The 16,918-nt window shown below is 63.1% G+C and carries 16 protein-coding genes; 12 read left to right on the top strand and 4 right to left on the bottom strand.

The features are described 5' to 3' along the window. Positions 1-2: 2 nt before the first annotated feature. The 4 genes from ACSQ3L_RS20125 to plsY all read left to right on the top strand — a co-directional run bounded on the left by ACSQ3L_RS20125 (position 3) and on the right by plsY (position 2,529). The gene (locus ACSQ3L_RS20125) at positions 3-260 is read left to right on the top strand and encodes a GlsB/YeaQ/YmgE family stress response membrane protein (RefSeq protein ID WP_436161533.1); all 258 of its coding nucleotides are present in this window, start codon (positions 3-5) and stop codon (positions 258-260) included. A gap of 138 nt (positions 261-398) precedes the next feature. Further along, positions 399-1,364 carry a lipoyl synthase gene (lipA, locus tag ACSQ3L_RS20120; protein ID WP_436161532.1) on the top strand — a complete coding sequence of 322 codons (966 nt, stop codon included), beginning with the start codon at positions 399-401 and terminating at the stop codon, positions 1,362-1,364. 12 nt (positions 1,365-1,376) lie between these two features. Next, positions 1,377-1,832, top strand: coding sequence for a type II toxin-antitoxin system RatA family toxin (locus ACSQ3L_RS20115; RefSeq protein ID WP_292185578.1), 456 nt, complete (start codon positions 1,377-1,379; stop codon positions 1,830-1,832). A gap of 10 nt (positions 1,833-1,842) precedes the next feature. Then, positions 1,843-2,529, top strand: a complete 687-nt coding sequence (gene plsY, locus ACSQ3L_RS20110; protein ID WP_436161531.1) for a glycerol-3-phosphate 1-O-acyltransferase PlsY — start codon at positions 1,843-1,845, stop codon at positions 2,527-2,529. A gap of 33 nt (positions 2,530-2,562) precedes the next feature. Here the strand turns inward: plsY and ACSQ3L_RS20105 are convergent, their stop codons facing one another. Both ACSQ3L_RS20105 and ACSQ3L_RS20100 read right to left on the bottom strand, forming a co-directional pair. Beyond that, positions 2,563-3,045, bottom strand: a complete 483-nt coding sequence (locus tag ACSQ3L_RS20105) for a CinA family protein (RefSeq protein ID WP_436161530.1) — start codon at positions 3,043-3,045, stop codon at positions 2,563-2,565. Next, on the bottom strand, positions 3,042-4,271 hold the full coding sequence (locus tag ACSQ3L_RS20100; RefSeq protein ID WP_436161529.1) for a bifunctional 2-C-methyl-D-erythritol 4-phosphate cytidylyltransferase/2-C-methyl-D-erythritol 2,4-cyclodiphosphate synthase: 1,230 nt from the start codon (positions 4,269-4,271) through the stop codon (positions 3,042-3,044). The genes ACSQ3L_RS20105 and ACSQ3L_RS20100 overlap by 4 nt, the downstream gene beginning before the upstream one ends. Positions 4,272-4,514: 243 nt before the next feature. Here ACSQ3L_RS20100 and dusB point away from each other — a divergent pair, with 243 nt between their 5' ends. The 8 genes from dusB to hflX all read left to right on the top strand — a co-directional run bounded on the left by dusB (position 4,515) and on the right by hflX (position 14,650). After that, on the top strand, positions 4,515-5,543 hold the full coding sequence (gene dusB, locus ACSQ3L_RS20095; RefSeq protein ID WP_436161528.1) for a tRNA dihydrouridine synthase DusB: 1,029 nt from the start codon (positions 4,515-4,517) through the stop codon (positions 5,541-5,543). After that, complete coding sequence (locus tag ACSQ3L_RS20090; RefSeq protein WP_436161527.1) at positions 5,540-6,682, top strand: two-component system sensor histidine kinase NtrB; 1,143 nt, start codon at positions 5,540-5,542, stop codon at positions 6,680-6,682. Before dusB ends, ACSQ3L_RS20090 begins: the two co-directional genes overlap by 4 nt. Beyond that, positions 6,679-8,139, top strand: a complete 1,461-nt coding sequence (gene ntrC, locus ACSQ3L_RS20085; RefSeq protein ID WP_292185595.1) for a nitrogen regulation protein NR(I) — start codon at positions 6,679-6,681, stop codon at positions 8,137-8,139. The genes ACSQ3L_RS20090 and ntrC overlap by 4 nt, the downstream gene beginning before the upstream one ends. A 129-nt stretch (positions 8,140-8,268) precedes the next feature. Then, positions 8,269-10,554, top strand: a complete 2,286-nt coding sequence (locus ACSQ3L_RS20080) for an ATP-binding protein (RefSeq protein WP_436161526.1) — start codon at positions 8,269-8,271, stop codon at positions 10,552-10,554. Beyond that, a complete protein-coding gene (gene ntrX, locus ACSQ3L_RS20075) occupies positions 10,544-11,905 on the top strand; it encodes a nitrogen assimilation response regulator NtrX (protein ID WP_436161525.1) in 1,362 nt (453 codons plus the stop codon). Before ACSQ3L_RS20080 ends, ntrX begins: the two co-directional genes overlap by 11 nt. Before the next feature lie 98 nt (positions 11,906-12,003). Beyond that, positions 12,004-12,867, top strand: a complete 864-nt coding sequence (locus ACSQ3L_RS20070; RefSeq protein ID WP_436161524.1) for a D-amino-acid transaminase — start codon at positions 12,004-12,006, stop codon at positions 12,865-12,867. Positions 12,868-13,012: 145 nt separating this feature from the next. Further along, complete coding sequence (gene hfq / locus ACSQ3L_RS20065) at positions 13,013-13,258, top strand: RNA chaperone Hfq (protein WP_006202172.1); 246 nt, start codon at positions 13,013-13,015, stop codon at positions 13,256-13,258. Next, entirely contained in the window at positions 13,259-14,650 is a 1,392-nt protein-coding gene (gene hflX, locus ACSQ3L_RS20060) for a GTPase HflX (protein WP_436161523.1), read from the top strand. Between the two features lie 63 nt (positions 14,651-14,713). On the opposite strand, the gene mazG is transcribed toward hflX, so the two are convergent. Continuing rightward, positions 14,714-15,538 carry a nucleoside triphosphate pyrophosphohydrolase gene (mazG, locus tag ACSQ3L_RS20055; protein WP_436161522.1) on the bottom strand — a complete coding sequence of 275 codons (825 nt, stop codon included), beginning with the start codon at positions 15,536-15,538 and terminating at the stop codon, positions 14,714-14,716. Between the two features lie 80 nt (positions 15,539-15,618). Then, positions 15,619-16,803 (bottom strand): aromatic amino acid transaminase, encoded by a 1,185-nt coding sequence (locus tag ACSQ3L_RS20050; RefSeq protein WP_436161521.1) that lies wholly within the window; start codon positions 16,801-16,803, stop codon positions 15,619-15,621. Between the last annotated feature and the right edge of the window lie 115 nt (positions 16,804-16,918).

Below are 16,918 nucleotides of genomic sequence, written 5' to 3'. Positions count from 1 at the left end.
ATATGCACTTGAATGGCGTCGGCTGGATAGCAGCCATCATCATCGGCGGTCTGGCGGGCTGGCTGGCCGAAATGTTCATGAAGAGCAACACCGGCATCCTCATGAACATCGTTATGGGCATCGTCGGCGCGATCGTGCTGAACGCCATTCTGCAGGCTCTCAATTTCGGCCCGTTCGGCGTCGGCTGGATTGCCTATCTGATCACCGGCTTTATCGGCGCCTGCCTGCTGATCTGGGTGGGACGCCTGGTGCGCCGTTGACATCACTGATGAGTTGCTATGCGAAAAAGGCTGTCGCGGCATGCGCCGCTGCGGCCTTTTTCTTTGCGCTGAAAAGTCTTAGATGAACTTATGACAGCGAACGCCTGACTGGCGGTCGCGAATGAACCAGGTTTCCCGATGGTCACTGTCCTCGATACGATTGCCAACGCTCCGCGCTTGCGGCATCCGGAAAAGGCGCACAAGCCCGATCAGGACGTGCTGCGCAAGCCCGACTGGATCCGCGTCAAGGCGCCGATGTCGAAGGGCTATGCCGAGACGCGCGAAATCGTCAAATCGCACAAGCTGGTGACGGTCTGCGAAGAGGCCGGCTGTCCCAACATTGGCGAGTGCTGGGAGAAGAAGCACGCCACCTTCATGATCATGGGCGAAATCTGCACGCGCGCCTGCGCCTTCTGCAACGTCGCCACCGGCATTCCAACCGCTCTTGACCCCGATGAGCCGGCCCGCGTTGCGCATGCGGTCAAGCAGATGGGGCTCAGCCACGTTGTCATCACTTCGGTCGACCGCGACGATCTCGCCGATGGCGGTGCGCGGCATTTCGCCGAAGTCATCCGCGCCATCCGGGCGGCAACGCCATCGACGACGATCGAAATCCTGACACCGGACTTCCTGCGCAAGGACGGCGCGCTGGAGATCGTCGTGGCGGCCAAACCCGACGTCTTCAACCACAATCTGGAGACCGTGCCTTCGAACTATCTGACCGTTCGTCCGGGCGCCCGCTATTTCCATTCGATCCGGCTGCTGCAGCGGGTCAAGGAGCTCGACCCGTCGATCTTCACCAAATCCGGCATCATGGTGGGTCTCGGCGAAGAGCGGAACGAAATCCTGCAGCTGATGGACGATCTGCGTTCGGCCAATGTCGACTTCATGACCATCGGCCAGTACCTGCAGCCGTCGAAGAAGCACCATCCGGTAATCCGCTTCGTCACGCCGGAGGAGTTCAAGTCCTTCGAGACGATCGGCCGGACCAAGGGCTTCCTGCTGGTGGCGTCGAGCCCGCTGACGCGTTCGTCGCATCACGCCGGCGACGATTTCGCCCGGTTGCGCGCGGCGCGGGAAGCGCTTCTCAAGAAATCAGCTTAACTAGCTGGTTTCATGCCAAAATTCGAAGCCACCCGCAGAGTTGCCCACACGCCGCAGCAGATGTTTGCACTGGTTGCCGATATCGAGGCCTATCCGCAATTCCTGCCGCTTTGCGAAGCGTTGACGGTCCGCTCGCGCAAGGAGCGTGACGGGCGTACGGTTCTCCTTGCCGACATGAGCATCGGCTACAAGGCGATCCGCGAAACCTTCACGACGCAGGTGCTGCTGAAGCCCGACGAGAACACCATCGACGTGAAATACATCGATGGCCCGTTCAAATATCTGAGCAATGTCTGGCGTTTCGAACCCGACGGCGCCGGCTGCACCGTCCGCTTCTTCATCGACTACGAGTTCAAAAGCCGCATTCTCGGTGCGGTGATGGGAACCATGTTCGACCGCGCCTTCCGCATGTTCGCCGAGGCTTTCGAGAAGCGCGCCGACGTCATCTACGGTGCAAAACCGGCTTGAGGCCCTGCGCATGCTTTTCTGGATAGCAAGCGGAGTTGGATTGGCGATCGCCTATCTCTTCGGTTCCACGCCCACGGGCTATCTGGCGGGGAAACTACTCCAGGGCATCGATATCCGGGAGCATGGCTCAAAATCCACCGGGGCAACGAACGTCTTGCGGACCCTGGGAAAATGGCCTGCGTTGGTTGTGTTGCTGGTGGATATGCTGAAAGGCGCGGCGGCGATCGTCTTTGCCCGCTGGTTTTATCCCTGGTTCACCACATTGCCGTCGGTCACGCCATCGACCCTGCTTGATCCGCAAACCTGGGTGCCTTGGGCTGTTAGCCTGGCAGGACTTACCGTGTTGTTGGGGCATGGCCGTTCGATCTGGTTGAATTTCACAGGCGGCAAATCCGCTGCGACGGGGCTCGGCGTGTTGCTGGCTCTGTCTTGGCCGGTGGGTGTGGGTGCTGCGGCGGTTTTTGGTGCTGTGCTGGCTATGTCTCGGATAGTTTCCCTGAGTTCGATGGTCGCGGCATTGACCGCGATCGCCCTCATCTGCGGCCTGGAGCAACCGTTGCCCTATCGGTTGCTGGTGATTGCAGGCAGCATCTACGTGGTTGTGCGCCATCGTGCCAACATTCAGCGGCTGCTGGCTGGGACAGAGCCACGCTTGGGGCAAAGCAACCCGGAATCGAAAGCGCAATCGCAAATCTAGCTTTCGAGTCGGTCGGCGCGACGTTTTGTACCCCTATCCGAGCGCTTGCAGGCCCAGCTCCAGCGCGTGCTTGACCGTTTCGCGACGAATGAAATCGCGGCCTTTGTCTGCAAAGAGCTGGCGCTCGGCGACAATCGGTCGGTCTGCCAGCGCAACCCCGAACCAGACCAGGCCGACAGGTTTGTCCGCCGAACCGCCGCCGGGTCCGGCGATCCCGGTGACCGCCAGTGTCAGCCCCGCGCGAGAACGCGTCAGCGCGCCCTTTGCCATCTCGATCGCCGTCTCGCGCGAAACCGCGCCATGCGCCTCGAGTGTAGCGATGGAAACACCGAGCATGTCCATCTTGGCTTCGTTGGAATAGGTGATGAAACCGCGATCGACCACGGCGGACGAGCCGGCGATGTCGGTGAGGGCGGCGATGATCATGCCGCCGGTGCAGCTTTCCGCCGTTGCCAGCATGATGCCGCGCTTCCGGCAGGCCTGCAGCAGGGCGTTCGCCAGATCGCTGTTAGTCATTCCGGCACCTCGCCGGGAAACACCACGCTGGCGGTGGCGATCGCCGCAATGCCTTCCTCGCGCCCGATAAAGCCGAGCTTTTCATTCGTTGTCGCCTTAATCGAGATGCGCTCCGGTGAAATTGCCAGCATCTGCGACAGGGCTGCGGTCATCGCCTCGCGATGCGGCCCGACACGCGGCGCCTCGCAAATCAGCGTGATATCGGCATTGGCGATGCGACCGCCGCGCTCGCGCACCAGCCTTGCCGCATGTTCGACGAATATGCGGGACGCAGCGCCTTTCCACTGCGGATCGGATGGCGGGAAATGCGTGCCGATGTCGCCGGCGCCGCAGGTCGCCAGCAGCGCATCGGTCAAGGCGTGCAGGCCGACATCGGCGTCTGAATGGCCGGACAGTTTCTTGTCGTGCGGAATCGCGACCCCGCACAGCGTGACATGGTCGCCCGGTTCGAAAGCGTGGACGTCGTAACCATTGCCGGTTCTGATGTCGGGAAAGCGCACGCGTTCGCCGGTAAGCCGCTGGTCCGCCATCGCAATATCCCGTGCCCAGGTGAGTTTGACATTGTCCGGCGAGCCCGGAACGATCCTGACCGGAATATGCGCCCATTCGGCGATCGCGGCGTCGTCGGTAAAATCCATTTTTCCCAGATGATGGGCTTTCTCATGCGCGGCTAGGATGGGCCAGAACGGAAAGCCCTGTGGCGTCTGCGCCGCGTGAAGCCCGCTGCGGGAAACGGTTTCGCCGACCACGCCGGAAGCCGACTCGCGCTTCAGCGTGTCGGCGACGGGCAGGGCAGGCAACGCGCCCTCGCGTTCGCCGATGGCGGCGATGGTGCGGTCGATCAAATCCGCATCGACAAACGGGCGGACCGCGTCGTGGATCAGAACCTGCCCTGGTGCGTGGCCTCTCAGGGCAAGCAGCCCGAGCCTGACGGACTCCTGCCTGGTTGCCCCACCAATGACAGCGGTGACCCGCTCGGCGTTGGCACCCGCTGCTTGCCGGAACATCTCATGGTCGTCGGCGTGAATGGCGACAACGATCTCGCCGGTTCGCGGGTGGGCCAGAAAAATGTCCAGCGTGTGCGCGATGACGGCATAGCCGCCAATGGGTTGATATTGCTTCGGGCCGCTGGCTTGTCCGGCGCGCGCGCCACGGCCAGCCGCAACGATCACCACCGCGACCTTGCCATCCGCACTCGAAACGTGATTTTCACTTGCGTCAGTCATCGCAGATTGGCTTAGCGCACGATCCCGAAAAGTGTAATCGGTTTCGGAAAAGATCGTGCGCCAAATATGAAGTTCCAAAGCGTCCTTTGCGCGTCCTGAGGGACGCGCGGCGCTTTGGTCGCGGCCATAGGCGAAGGCCAGCATTTTCCCAATTGCGCCTTAATGTGGCGTCATTCCGCGTTGCACATTGCGGCGGTTCTGGCTAGAGAATGTGCAGCGAATGAAGATGCTTGGTTTTTGTGCATGGTTAACTTGACCAAATTGGCCGCGCCGCTTGACGTCGGCGGCGTGAGAATCCGCAATCGCGTGTTCCTCGCGCCGATGTCGGGAATTACTGACGAGCCGTTCCGGCAGCGCGCCCACGCGCATGGCGCGGGTCTGGTCGTGTCCGAAATGGTGGCCAGCGGCGAGCTTGCCAGAGGCAGGGCCGGTTTCAACCTGCGCATACGCCATTCCGGCCTGCCGGTCCATATGGTCCAGCTTGCGGGCCGCGAGGCGGCGCACATGGCCGAAGGTGCCAGAATCGCCGCCGGCGAAGGCGCCGACATCATCGACATCAACATGGGCTGCCCGGCCAAGAAGGTCACCGGCGGCTATGCCGGCTCGGCATTGATGCTGGATCTCGACCACGCACTGTCGCTGATCGACGCTGTTGTCGGCGCGGTCGAGGTGCCGGTGACTGTCAAGATGCGGCTCGGCTGGGACGAGGGCGCGCTCAACGCGCCGATGCTGGCGCGCCGCGCCGAGCAGGCCGGCGTCAGGATGGTGACCGTGCACGGCCGCACGCGCTGCCAGTTCTACCAAGGCAAGGCCGACTGGCGTGCCATCGCCCGGGTCAAGGAAGCCGTGTCCATCCCCGTCGTCGCCAACGGCGACGTTTCTTCGCCAGCGGAAGCGGCTGCTATCCTCGTTCAATCGGGGGCCGACGCGGTGATGATCGGTCGCGCCCACTATGGCGCGCCCTGGATCGCAGGCGGCATTGCGGCTGCAGCGGCAGGCGAGGCGACGCCAAACATTCCGCAGGGCTCGACGGCGCTGGCCGACTACATCGTGGCCCACTATGAGGACATGCTGGCGCTCTACGGCGTCGAGAGTGGCCTGCGCCAGGCGCGCAAGCATCTTGGCTGGTATCTCGATCGCCATGCCGGCGGTGCCACCGACGACGGCCGAAAGGCCATACTGACCGCATTCGAACCCGCGCCCGTCATTGCCTTGCTGCGCGATGTGTTTTCGCGCGATCCGCAATCCTTGAACCTGCGGAGCGCCGCATGAACGCCGCCGCTGGCCAGGGCACCGAAATGGCGGATGCCGCCCAGATCGTGCTCAACACCATCCGCCGCCCGGTGATCATGATCAGCGAGGAAGGGTTCATCACCTACGCCAACGCCGACGCGGAAGACTTCTTTCGCTCGAGCGCGACCATGCTGGCGCGTAACACGCTGTCCAAGCTCATTCCCTTCGGCAGCCCGCTGCTGACGCTGGTTGATCAGGTGCGCGAGCGTCGGGCTCCGGTCAACGAGTACCGGGTCGACGTATCGTCGCCGCGCCTCGGCATCGAGAAGGTCGTCGATCTCTACGTCGCCCCGGTGCCGGAATATCCGGGCTCCGTCGTGGTGATGTTCCAGGAACGGTCGATGGCCGACAAGATCGACCGGCAGATGACGCATCGGGGGGCGGCGCGCTCGGTCACCGGCCTGGCGGCGATGCTTGCCCATGAGATCAAGAACCCGCTCTCCGGCATAAGGGGCGCTGCCCAACTGCTCGAACTGTCGGCTTCCGACGAGGACCGCGCGCTCACGCGGCTGATCACCGACGAGACCGATCGCATCGTGTCGCTGGTCGATCGCATGGAGGTGTTTTCCGACGAGCGGCCGATCGACCGTTATCCCGTCAACATCCATGTCGTGCTCGACCATGTGAAGGCAATTGCCAAGAACGGTTTTGCCAAGAGAATCAAGATAATGGAGGATTATGATCCTTCATTGCCTCCGGTGTTTGCTAATCGTGACCAGCTCATCCAGGTGTTCCTCAACCTGGTCAAGAATGCCGCCGAGGCGATCGGCGGCGACCCGCAGGGCGAGATTGTGCTGTCGACCGCCTTCCGGCCGGGCATCCGCGTTTCCGTTCCGGGTACGCAGGATCGCGTGTCGCTGCCGCTGGAGTTCTGCGTGCGCGACAATGGCTCTGGCGTCTCGGAAGATATTTTGCCGATCCTGTTCGACCCGTTCATCACCACCAAGCCGAACGGCTCTGGGCTGGGGCTGGCGCTGGTCGCCAAGATCGTTGGCGAGCATGGCGGCATCATCGAATGCGAATCGACGCCGCGCGGAACCACATTCCGCATCCTGATGCCGGCCTGGAAAGAAACACCATACGGCGCCGAAGAAGACGGTGAAGGAGATCGCAAATGACCGTTCGCGGCAATATTCTCGTCGCCGACGACGATGCGGCGATCCGCACCGTCCTCAACCAGGCGCTTTCGCGTGTCGGCCACGAGGTGCGCGTCACCTCAAACGCTTCGACGCTGTGGCGCTGGGTGGCGGCGGGCGAGGGCGACCTGGTCATCACCGATGTGGTCATGCCGGACGAAAACGCCTTCGACATGCTGCCGCGCATCAAGAAGGCGCGGCCGGAACTGCCGGTCATCGTCATGAGCGCGCAGAACACCTTCATGACGGCGATCCGCGCATCCGAAACCGGCGCCTATGAATATTTGCCGAAGCCGTTCGATCTGACCGAGCTGCTCAACATCGTCAACCGGGCGCTTTCCGAGCCACGTCGGCCGAAGATCGACGCGCGACCGGAAGAGCAGCCAGACGCGATGCCGCTGGTCGGCCGCTCGGCCGCCATGCAGGACATCTACCGCATGCTGGCGCGCATGATGCAGACCGACCTGACGGTGATGATCTCGGGCGAATCCGGCACCGGCAAGGAACTGGTGGCGCGCGCGCTGCATGAATATGGCCGCCGCCGTGGCGGGCCGTTCGTTGCCATCAACATGGCGGCGATCCCGCGCGACCTCATCGAATCGGAACTGTTCGGCCACGAGAAGGGTGCCTTCACCGGCGCGCAGAACCGCTCGACCGGGCGCTTCGAGCAGGCCGAGGGCGGTACGTTGTTCCTCGACGAGATCGGCGACATGCCGATGGAGGCGCAGACGCGCCTGCTGCGCGTCCTGCAGCAGGGCGAATACACGACGGTCGGCGGACGCACGCCGATCAAGACCGACGTGCGCATCGTCGCCGCCACCAACAAGGATCTGCGCACGCTGATCAACCAGGGGCTTTTCCGCGAGGATCTGTTCTATCGCCTCAACGTCGTGCCGCTCAGGCTGCCGGCGTTGCGCGAGCGCTCCGAGGACGTGCCCGACCTTGTCCGTCACTTCTTCAAGCTCGGCGAGATGGAAGGCCTGCAGACCAAGCGCATCTCGTCCGGCGGCATCGAGCTGATGAAGCGCTATCCCTGGCCGGGCAATGTGCGCGAACTGGAAAATCTCGTTCGCCGGCTCGCCGCGCTCTATTCGCAGGACGAGATTTCCGCCGAGATCATCGAGGCGGAACTCAAGACCGGCGAACGTCCGGTGGTGCCGGGTGTTGGCAATCTCATTCCCGACGATCTGTCGATCGGCCAGGCGGTCGAGCACTTCCTGCAGCGCTATTTCGCCTCGTTTGCCGGCGATTTGCCGCCGGCCGGGCTTTATCAGCGCATCCTGTCCGAGGTCGAGTTTCCGCTCGTCCTGGCCTCGATGACGGCAACTCGCGGCAACCAGATCAAGGCCGCGGAATTGCTGGGCCTGAACCGCAACACGCTGCGCAAGAAGATCCGCGAACTCGGCGTCAACGTCTACAAATCGTCGCGGCAGGGCTGAGCCCTGATCTGAAGCTCGGCCTGTTTTCGGGGGACGGCTCGCGAAAGATTTCCGTCTCGGTCACACTTGTTGCATAATCGCCACAATGCGTTGCATACATCCGACGCAATCATGGCTCTAGACGGCGACATGGCTCCACAGGCACCGACGATAAACCAACCGCTTTTCAGCGAACCCGGCACGCGTGACGGGCGCCGGCTGCTGGCGCTGCCAGGCGTGGTCGCGGTGGCGGGCGCACTGGTGACGGCGGCGATCTCGTTCACCATCCTTGTCGGCGCCACGCCGATCACGCCGAACGAGTCGACGACGCTGGCGCTGATTGCCCTCAATGCGGCTTTCGTCCTGTTCCTCATCGCGCTGGTCGGACGTGAAGTGCACCGCATCCTGATGGCGCGTCGGCATGGCAAGGCGGCGTCGCGGCTGCATGTGCGTATCGTCGCCATGTTCGCTCTGGTTGCCGCCATTCCCGCCATCATGGTGGCCATCATCGCTTCGATCACCCTCGACATCGGTCTCGACCGCTGGTTCGAAATCCGCACCAAGACGATCGTCAATTCGTCGCTGTCGATCGCCGACGCCTACGTCCAGGAAAATGCTCGCAACCTTCAGGGCACGACGCTGTCGATGGCCTACGACCTCGATGCGTCGCGCACGCTCTACGGCCTTGATCGCACTGGCTTTCTCGACCTGATGAACAAGGAAGCCGTTGGCCGCTCGCTGGCCCATGCGGCGCTGATCAAGCCGGACGGCTCGTTCGTCATGAGCGCCAAGACCGATACGGATTTCGCCATGCCCGAGCCGCCGGAAGGCGCCGTGGCCAGCGCTGCGAACTTCAAGCCGGTGCTGATCGAGCCGAAAACGCGCAACATCATGGGCGCCATCGTCAAGCTGCGCGAGATCGAAGGCCTCTATCTCTATACCATTCGCCTCGTCGATCCCGAGGTGATCAAGGCGCGGCAGATCGTCAGGTCCAACACCGACGAGTATCGCGGGCTGGAAGACAACCGCCGCACCTCGCAGGTGGCCTTCGCGCTGCCCTATCTGTCGCTGACGCTGATCATCATCCTGTCCGCGATCTGGACCGGCATCGCGGTCGCCGACCGTCTGGTGCGGCCCATTCGCCAGCTTATCGGCGCCGCCGACGAGGTGGCGACCGGCAATCTCGACGTCGCGGTTCCCGTCAGGCCCTCGGACGGCGATGTCGCCTCGCTCGGCGATACGTTCAACAAGATGTTGCTGGAACTGAAATCGCAGCGCAACGAGATCCTGTCGGCCAAGGACCTGATAGACGAGAGGCGGCGCTTCTCGGAAGCCGTGCTTGCCGGCGTCACCGCCGGCGTCATCGGCGTCGATCCCTATGGTATCGTCACCATCGTCAACCGCTCGGCCGAGGCGATGCTGGCCATTTCCGCCAACGCAGCCCTTGGGCAGAACCTCTCCGCCGTGCTGCCGCATGTCGGCCGCGTCTTCGAGATCGGCCGCAAGTCCGGCAAGCCCGTCTACCGCGAGCAGGTGACCTTCTATCGCGCCGGCGCCGAGCGGACCTTCAACGTGCAGATCACCATCGAGGCCGGCGACGACGGCTCGGAGGAGAAATCCTATGTCGTGACGGTCGACGACATCACCGACCTGGTCCAGGCACAGCGCTCCTCGGCCTGGGCCGACGTGGCGCGGCGCATCGCCCACGAGATCAAGAATCCGCTGACGCCGATCCAGCTTTCGGCCGAGCGAATCAAACGCCGCTACGGCAAGGTCATTACCGAGGACCGCGAGATCTTCGACCAGTGCACCGACACCATCATCCGGCAAGTCGAGGACATCGGCCGCATGGTCGACGAATTCTCGGCATTCGCCCGCATGCCGAAGCCCGAGATGAAAGCCATCGACCTGCGCGAATCGCTGCGTGAGGCATCATTCCTGGTCGAAGTCAGCCGCTCCGACATCACCTTCGAGCGGATCTTCGGCACCGAACCGCTCAAGGGAACCTTCGACAGCCGGCTGATGGCGCAGGCTTTCGGCAATGTGATCAAGAACGCCGCCGAAGCGATCGACGGTTTGGAACAGAAGGACAGTTCGCACGGCATAATCCGGATTCAAGCCGGGCGCCAGAATGGCGCGATTCGCATCGACGTCATCGACAATGGCAAAGGCCTGCCGCGCGAAAATCGCCAACGGCTGCTCGAGCCCTATATGACCACGCGGGAGAAGGGCACCGGGCTTGGTCTCGCTATCGTCAAGAAGATCGTGGAAGACCATGGTGGCAGGCTGGAACTTCATGATGCCCCCGCGGACTTCCACGACGGGCGCGGCGCGATGATCAGCATCATCCTGCCGCCTGCGGCCGCCGCGGCTCCGCGCGGCGAAAGCAGGGCGGAAAACGAAAGAGAAACTGAAAAGGTCGGTAATGGCGTCTGATATTCTCATCGTCGATGACGAGGAAGACATCCGTGAACTCGTCGCGGGCATCCTGAGCGACGAAGGTCACGAAACCCGCACGGCATTCGATGCCGACAGCGCGTTGGCGGCGATCGCCGATAGGGCGCCGCGGCTGATTTTCCTCGACATCTGGCTGCAGGGCTCGCGCCTGGACGGGCTTGCGCTGCTCGACGAGATCAAGACCATGCACCCAACCTTGCCGGTGGTGATGATCTCCGGCCACGGCAACATCGAAACGGCGGTCTCAGCCATCCGTCGCGGCGCCTATGATTTCATCGAGAAACCGTTCAAGGCAGACAGGCTGATCCTTATTGCCGAGCGCGCGCTCGAGACCTCGAAATTGCGGCGCGAGGTTTCCGACCTCAAGCTGCGCAGCGGCGAGACCTTCGATCTGATCGGCATGTCTTCGGCGATGAGCCAGTTGCGACAGACCATCGAACGCGTCGCGCCGACCAACAGCCGCGTGATGATCGTCGGCCCGTCGGGCTCGGGCAAGGAACTGGCCGCGCGTGCCATCCACACGTTGTCGGCGCGCAAGAACGCACCGTTCGTGACGCTGAGCGCCGCCAACATCACGCCCGAGCGCATGGAGATCGAGCTGTTCGGCACCGAATCGAACGGCGTCGAGCGCAAGGTCGGCGCGCTGGAGGAGGCTCATCGCGGCATCCTCTACATCGACGAAGTGGCCGACATGCCGCGCGAGACGCAGAACAAGATCCTGCGCGTGCTGGTCGAGCAGCAGTTCGAGCGGGTAGGGGGCACCAAGCGGGTCAAGGTCGATGTCCGCATCATCTCCTCGACCTCGCAGAACCTCGAGGCGATGATCGCCGACGGGCGTTTCCGCGAGGATCTTTATCATCGCCTGGCGGTGGTTCCGGTCATGGTGCCGGGGCTTGCCGAGCGGCGCGAGGACATTCCCTATCTCGTCGACAATTTCATGAAGCAGATCGCCCGTCAGGCCGGCATCAAGCCGCGCCGCATCGGCGACGATGCGCTGGCCGTGCTGCAGGCGCACAACTGGCCGGGCAACGTCCGCCAGCTGCGCAACAATGTCGAGCGCCTGATGATCCTGGCGCGCGGCGACGACGTCGATGCGCCGATCACCGCGGACCTTTTGCCGGCCGAGATCGGCGATGTCATGCCACGCACGCCGAATCAATCCGACCAGCACATCATGGCGCTGCCGCTGCGCGAGGCGCGTGAGCAGTTCGAGAAGGACTATCTGATCGCCCAGATCAACCGGTTCGGCGGCAACATCTCGAAAACCGCCGAGTTCATCGGCATGGAGCGCTCCGCTCTGCACCGCAAACTGAAGTCGCTGGGCGTCTGAGCGCGACGTCCACTTAGCCGCGCGTGGTCCAACCATTCGCCGGTTACGGCGGCCGCGGAATCGCATAAGAAAGCCCGAGAATTTCTGAGGGGTCGCCAATGCCGCGCATTGCCTATGTCAACGGGCGCTATGTCACCCACGCCGACGCTGCCGTGCATATCGAGGATCGCGGCTATCAGTTCGCCGACGGTGTCTATGAGGTCTGCGAAGTAGCGCGTGGCTTCATCGTCGACATGCCGCGCCATCTGGCCCGGCTGAACCGTTCGCTGACCGAATTGTCGATCGCCTGGCCGGTCACCTCCCACGTGCTGCCGTTGATCCTGCGCGAGGTGGTCAACCGCAATCGTGTCGCCAATGGCCTGGTCTATGTCCAGGTGACGCGCGGCGTAGCCAGCCGCGACTTCGTCTTCCCTTCCGCCGACACCAAATCGGCCCTGGTGGTCACGGCCAGGAAAGCCGATCCCGCAGCAGGCGCAAAGCGAGCCGAGACAGGCATCGCGGTCATCACCGTGCCGGAAAATCGTTGGGACAGGGTCGACATCAAGACCGTCGGGCTGCTGCCCAATGTATTGGCCAAGCAAAAGGCAAAGGAAGCCGGTGCGCAGGAGGCCTGGTTCGTCGACGGCGAAGGTAACGTAAAGGAAGGCGGCTCGTCCAATGCCTGGATCGTCACCCGGGATGGCGTCCTGGTCACCAGGCCGGCCGAGCACGGCATCCTGCGCGGCATCACCCGCACGACCCTGTTTGAAGTGGCGGCCAAGCTCGGCCTGAAGATCGAGGAGCGCGGCTTTTCCGTCGCCGAGGCCAAGGCGGCACGCGAGGCGTTCATCAGTTCCGCAACGACGATCGCCATGCCGGTCGTAGCCATCGACGGCGATCCAGTCGCCAATGGGCACCCCGGCTCAATAACACTTTCGTTGCGGCAAGCCTTTTTTGACATTGCGGAAAAAAGTCCAGCCTGATAACCGCACAGGTGGAATGAACATCAATATATCTCGTTCTGCTTGTCGTTACTGACGACAAGACGGTGTTTGCGAGCTTGACATGCGCCCGTTAATTTGGCGCATTGGCTTGCAAACCGAAGGGGATCGGCGAAAGACAAGAACAATGGCGGAACGATCGCAAAACCTTCAGGACCTGTTCCTGAATTCAGTTCGCAAGAGCAAGAACCCGCTCACCATCTTCCTCATCAACGGCGTGAAGCTGACCGGCGTGGTCACTTCGTTCGACAATTTCTGTGTCCTGCTGCGCCGTGACGGTCACTCCCAGCTCGTCTACAAGCACGCTATTTCCACGATCATGCCGAGCCAGCCGGTTCAGATGTTCGATGGCGAGGAAAGCCAGGGCGCCTGATTGGCACGTGAGAAAGACGCGGACGCCACCGTTCGCGGAAAGCCAGCGCATCATCCCGGGACGGAAGCCAACGGCCCGACCCGGGCCGTTGTCATTGTGCCCGTCCTTACCCGCCACCAGCGCAACGACGACGAGACCAACCGCCCCCGGCTGATGCGTTCGGCCGATGCTCGTCACGACGAGGCCGTCGGCCTTGCCCGCGCCATCAACCTCGATCTGATCCACTCAGCGGTGGTGACCGTCAACGATCCGCGCCCGGCGACGCTGCTCGGCAGCGGCAAGGTCGCCGAGTTCGCCGAAATCGTCAAAGAGGGACATGCGGAAGTGGTCGTCGTCGACCATCCGCTGACCCCCGTGCAGCAGCGCAATCTCGAGAAAGAGCTGAACGCCAAGGTGCTGGACCGCACCGGGCTGATCCTCGAAATCTTCGGCGAGCGCGCGCGCACCAAGGAAGGCACGCTGCAGGTCGAGCTCGCCCATCTCAACTACCAGAAGGGCCGCCTCGTGCGCAGCTGGACCCACCTTGAGCGCCAGCGCGGCGGCGCCGGTTTCCTCGGCGGCCCCGGCGAAACGCAGATCGAATCCGACCGGCGGCAGTTGCAGGAAAAGATCATCAAGCTGAAGCAGGAGTTGGAAACGGTGCGGCGCACCCGCGACCTGCACCGCGCCAAGCGCAGGAAGGTGCCGTTCCCGGTGGTGGCGATCGTCGGCTACACCAATGCCGGCAAGTCGACGCTGTTCAACCGGCTGACCGGAGCAGATGTGCTGGCGCAGGACATGCTGTTCGCCACGCTCGACCCGACGCTGCGCCGCGTGCGCCTGCCGCACGGCACGCCGATCATCCTTTCCGACACGGTGGGTTTCATCTCGGATCTGCCGACGCATCTGATCGCGGCTTTTCGCGCCACGCTGGAAGAGGTCGTCGAGGCCGATCTCGTGCTTCACCTGCGCGACATTTCCGATCCGGACACCGCGGCACAAGCGGAAGATGTGGAGCGCATCCTCGCCGATCTTGGTGTCGATGCAGGCGACGCCAAGCGTGTGATCGAAGTGTGGAACAAGATCGACCGGCTCGATGAGGGCAACCGTAGCCGGCTGCTTGCAGATGGCGCCGACGCCAGCAAGGCGCCGCCGATTGCTGTGTCGGCTGTGACCGGCGAGGGCATCGATGCGCTGAAGGCGATCATCGAAACGCGGATGGCGGGCGAACTCGAAGACCTGACAGTGACGATCGAACCGGTACAGTTCGGTCTTGTCGACTGGCTTTATCGCAATGGCGATGTTGTTTCGCGAACCGACAATGACGACGGCAGCGCCACCATCTCGCTCAAGGCCACACAAAACGCTCGCGAAGAGATCGAAAGCAGATTGCGTCGCAAAAACAACGGGTAACCCGGAGCAATTCCAGGAAAAGTGTGTAGCGGTTTTCCGTCCGGAATTGCCCAAAAAGAGAGACTACTTCGCTTTTTTTGCTTCCTGCCACAGCGTTTCCATCTCAGCCAGATCAGCCTTTTCCAGCGTGTTGCCGGCTTTTTCCAAAGCCTGCTCGACATAATGGAAGCGTGAGCGGAATTTTTCGTTGGTGCCGCTCAACGCTGCTTCCGAATCGAGTTTGAGGTGCCGTCCGAGATTGACGACGGCAAACAGCATGTCGCCGAACTCGTCCTTGATCGAGGCCGTGTCACCCTTGGCCAGCGCCTCGCGCAATTCGCCGATCTCCTCCTCGATCTTGTCGAGGATGGGCGCCGCCTCGCTCCAGTCGAAGCCGACGCGGGCGGCCTTCTCCTGAAGTTTCAGCGCCCGGGTCAGCGCGGGCAGGGCGACCGGCACGCTGTCCAGAAACCCCTTGCCGTTGTCTTCGGGGTCGAGACCGCGGGCGAGGCGGGCGCTTCGCTTTTCAGCCTTCTCTTCGGCCTTGATCTTTTCCCACATGCCCTTGGCCATGCCGGCGCTGCGCGCTTTTTCGTCGCCGAAGACATGCGGATGGCGGCGGATCATCTTCGTCGTGATGGCTTGCACCACGTCAGGGAAGGCAAACTCGCCGGCCTCCTCGGCCATCTGCGCGTGGTAGACGACCTGCAGCAGCAGATCGCCGAGTTCGTCGCGCAGATCGTCGAGATCGCCGCGCGCGATGGCATCCGCCACCTCGTAGGCTTCCTCGATCGTATACGGCGCGATGGTCGAGAAATCCTGTTCGATGTCCCAGGGGCAGCCGGTCTTGGGCGCCCGCAGCGCCGCCATGATCTCGATCAGCCTGGAAATGTCTTTTGATGGCGTCATGGGGCGGATGCTATCTCGCGGCCGGCCGCGCGGCCAACGCTGTCAGCCAGCGTGGGAGCCTTGTCCACAGGTGAGCCGCCTCAGTCGAGCACCGAAACGATCGCCTTGGCGAGTTCGTCCATGCCGTCCTCGGGCAGGCCGGCGACATTGATGCGGCTGTCGCCGACCATGTAGATACCGTGCTCAGCCCGCAACCGTTCGACCTGCGCTTCGGTGAGGCCAAGGCGGGAAAACATGCCGCGATGGCTGGCGACGAAATCGAAGCGGTCGGAGTTGGACTGCCGGCGCAGCGCCTCGGCGAACTGGACCCGGAGTCTCAGCATGCGCAGCCGCATCTCCTCAAGCTCGGCTTCCCAGTCCGCACGCAAGGCGGCGTCCTCGAGCACGATGCGTACGGCTGCTGCCCCGTGGTCCGGCGGCATCGAATACATGGCGCGTGCCGCCGACAACATCTGGCTCATGGCGACATCGGCCTGGGCGCCGTCCTTGGCCAGGATCATCGCCGCGCCGACGCGGTCGCGGTAGACGGCGAAATTCTTCGAACAGCTCGACGCGACGACCATTTCCGGAACTTTTGCCGCCAGCAGGCGCAAGCCGAGGGCGTCGGCCTCGAGGCCATCGCCAAAGCCTTGATAGGCGATGTCGACGAACGGCAGCAGCTCGCGCTCGACGACCAGATCGGTAACGGCTGCCCACTGGGCCGCATCCAGATTGGCGCCGGTCGGATTGTGGCAGCAGCCATGCAGCAGCACGACGTCGCCGCCCTTTGCCGTCCGCAACGCTGCCAGCATGTCGTCGAAACGAACGGCGCCCGAGGCCGCATCGAAATAGGGATATTCGCGGATCTGCAGGCCGGCGGCGCGCATCACCGGCATGTGGTTCGGCCAGGTCGGGTCCGACAGCCAGATGGTCGCGTCGGAGCGTGTCCGCTTAAGCAGTTCCGCCACCAGCCGCAGCGCGCCGGAGCCGCCGGGCGCCTGTGCTGCGCGGATGCGTGTCATGTCGGCGCCTGGACCGAAGGCGAGCTTGGCCATGACCGTGTTGAAGCCGGTATCGCCGGCAAGGCCGAGATAGGTCTTGGTGTCCTGGCCCTGCAGCAGCCGCTTTTCGGCTTCGCGCACGGCGCGCATGACCGGCGTCTTGCCGTCGCGATCCTTATAGACGCCGACGCCGAGGTCGACCTTGTCGGGGCGCGGGTCGGCGCGATAAAGGCCGATCAGGGCGAGGATCTTGTCGGCGGGGGCGGGCTGCAGGGCTTCAAACATCGATACGGCTCCAATGGCGGCGGAGTGATACGCAAATCGGTCGCGTTTCGCCAGCGCTTTTCCCGCCGCCCTGGCGGCAACGGCCGTTCGCGCCGACATTGATGCCGCGCCGCCG

The sequence above is a fragment of the Mesorhizobium sp. LjRoot246 genome (genome assembly GCF_964254115.1).
GTDB lineage: Bacteria > Pseudomonadota > Alphaproteobacteria > Rhizobiales > Rhizobiaceae > Mesorhizobium.
The sequence above is the reverse complement of the archived record's forward strand: the minus strand, read 5'-3'. Positions and strand labels throughout refer to the sequence as shown.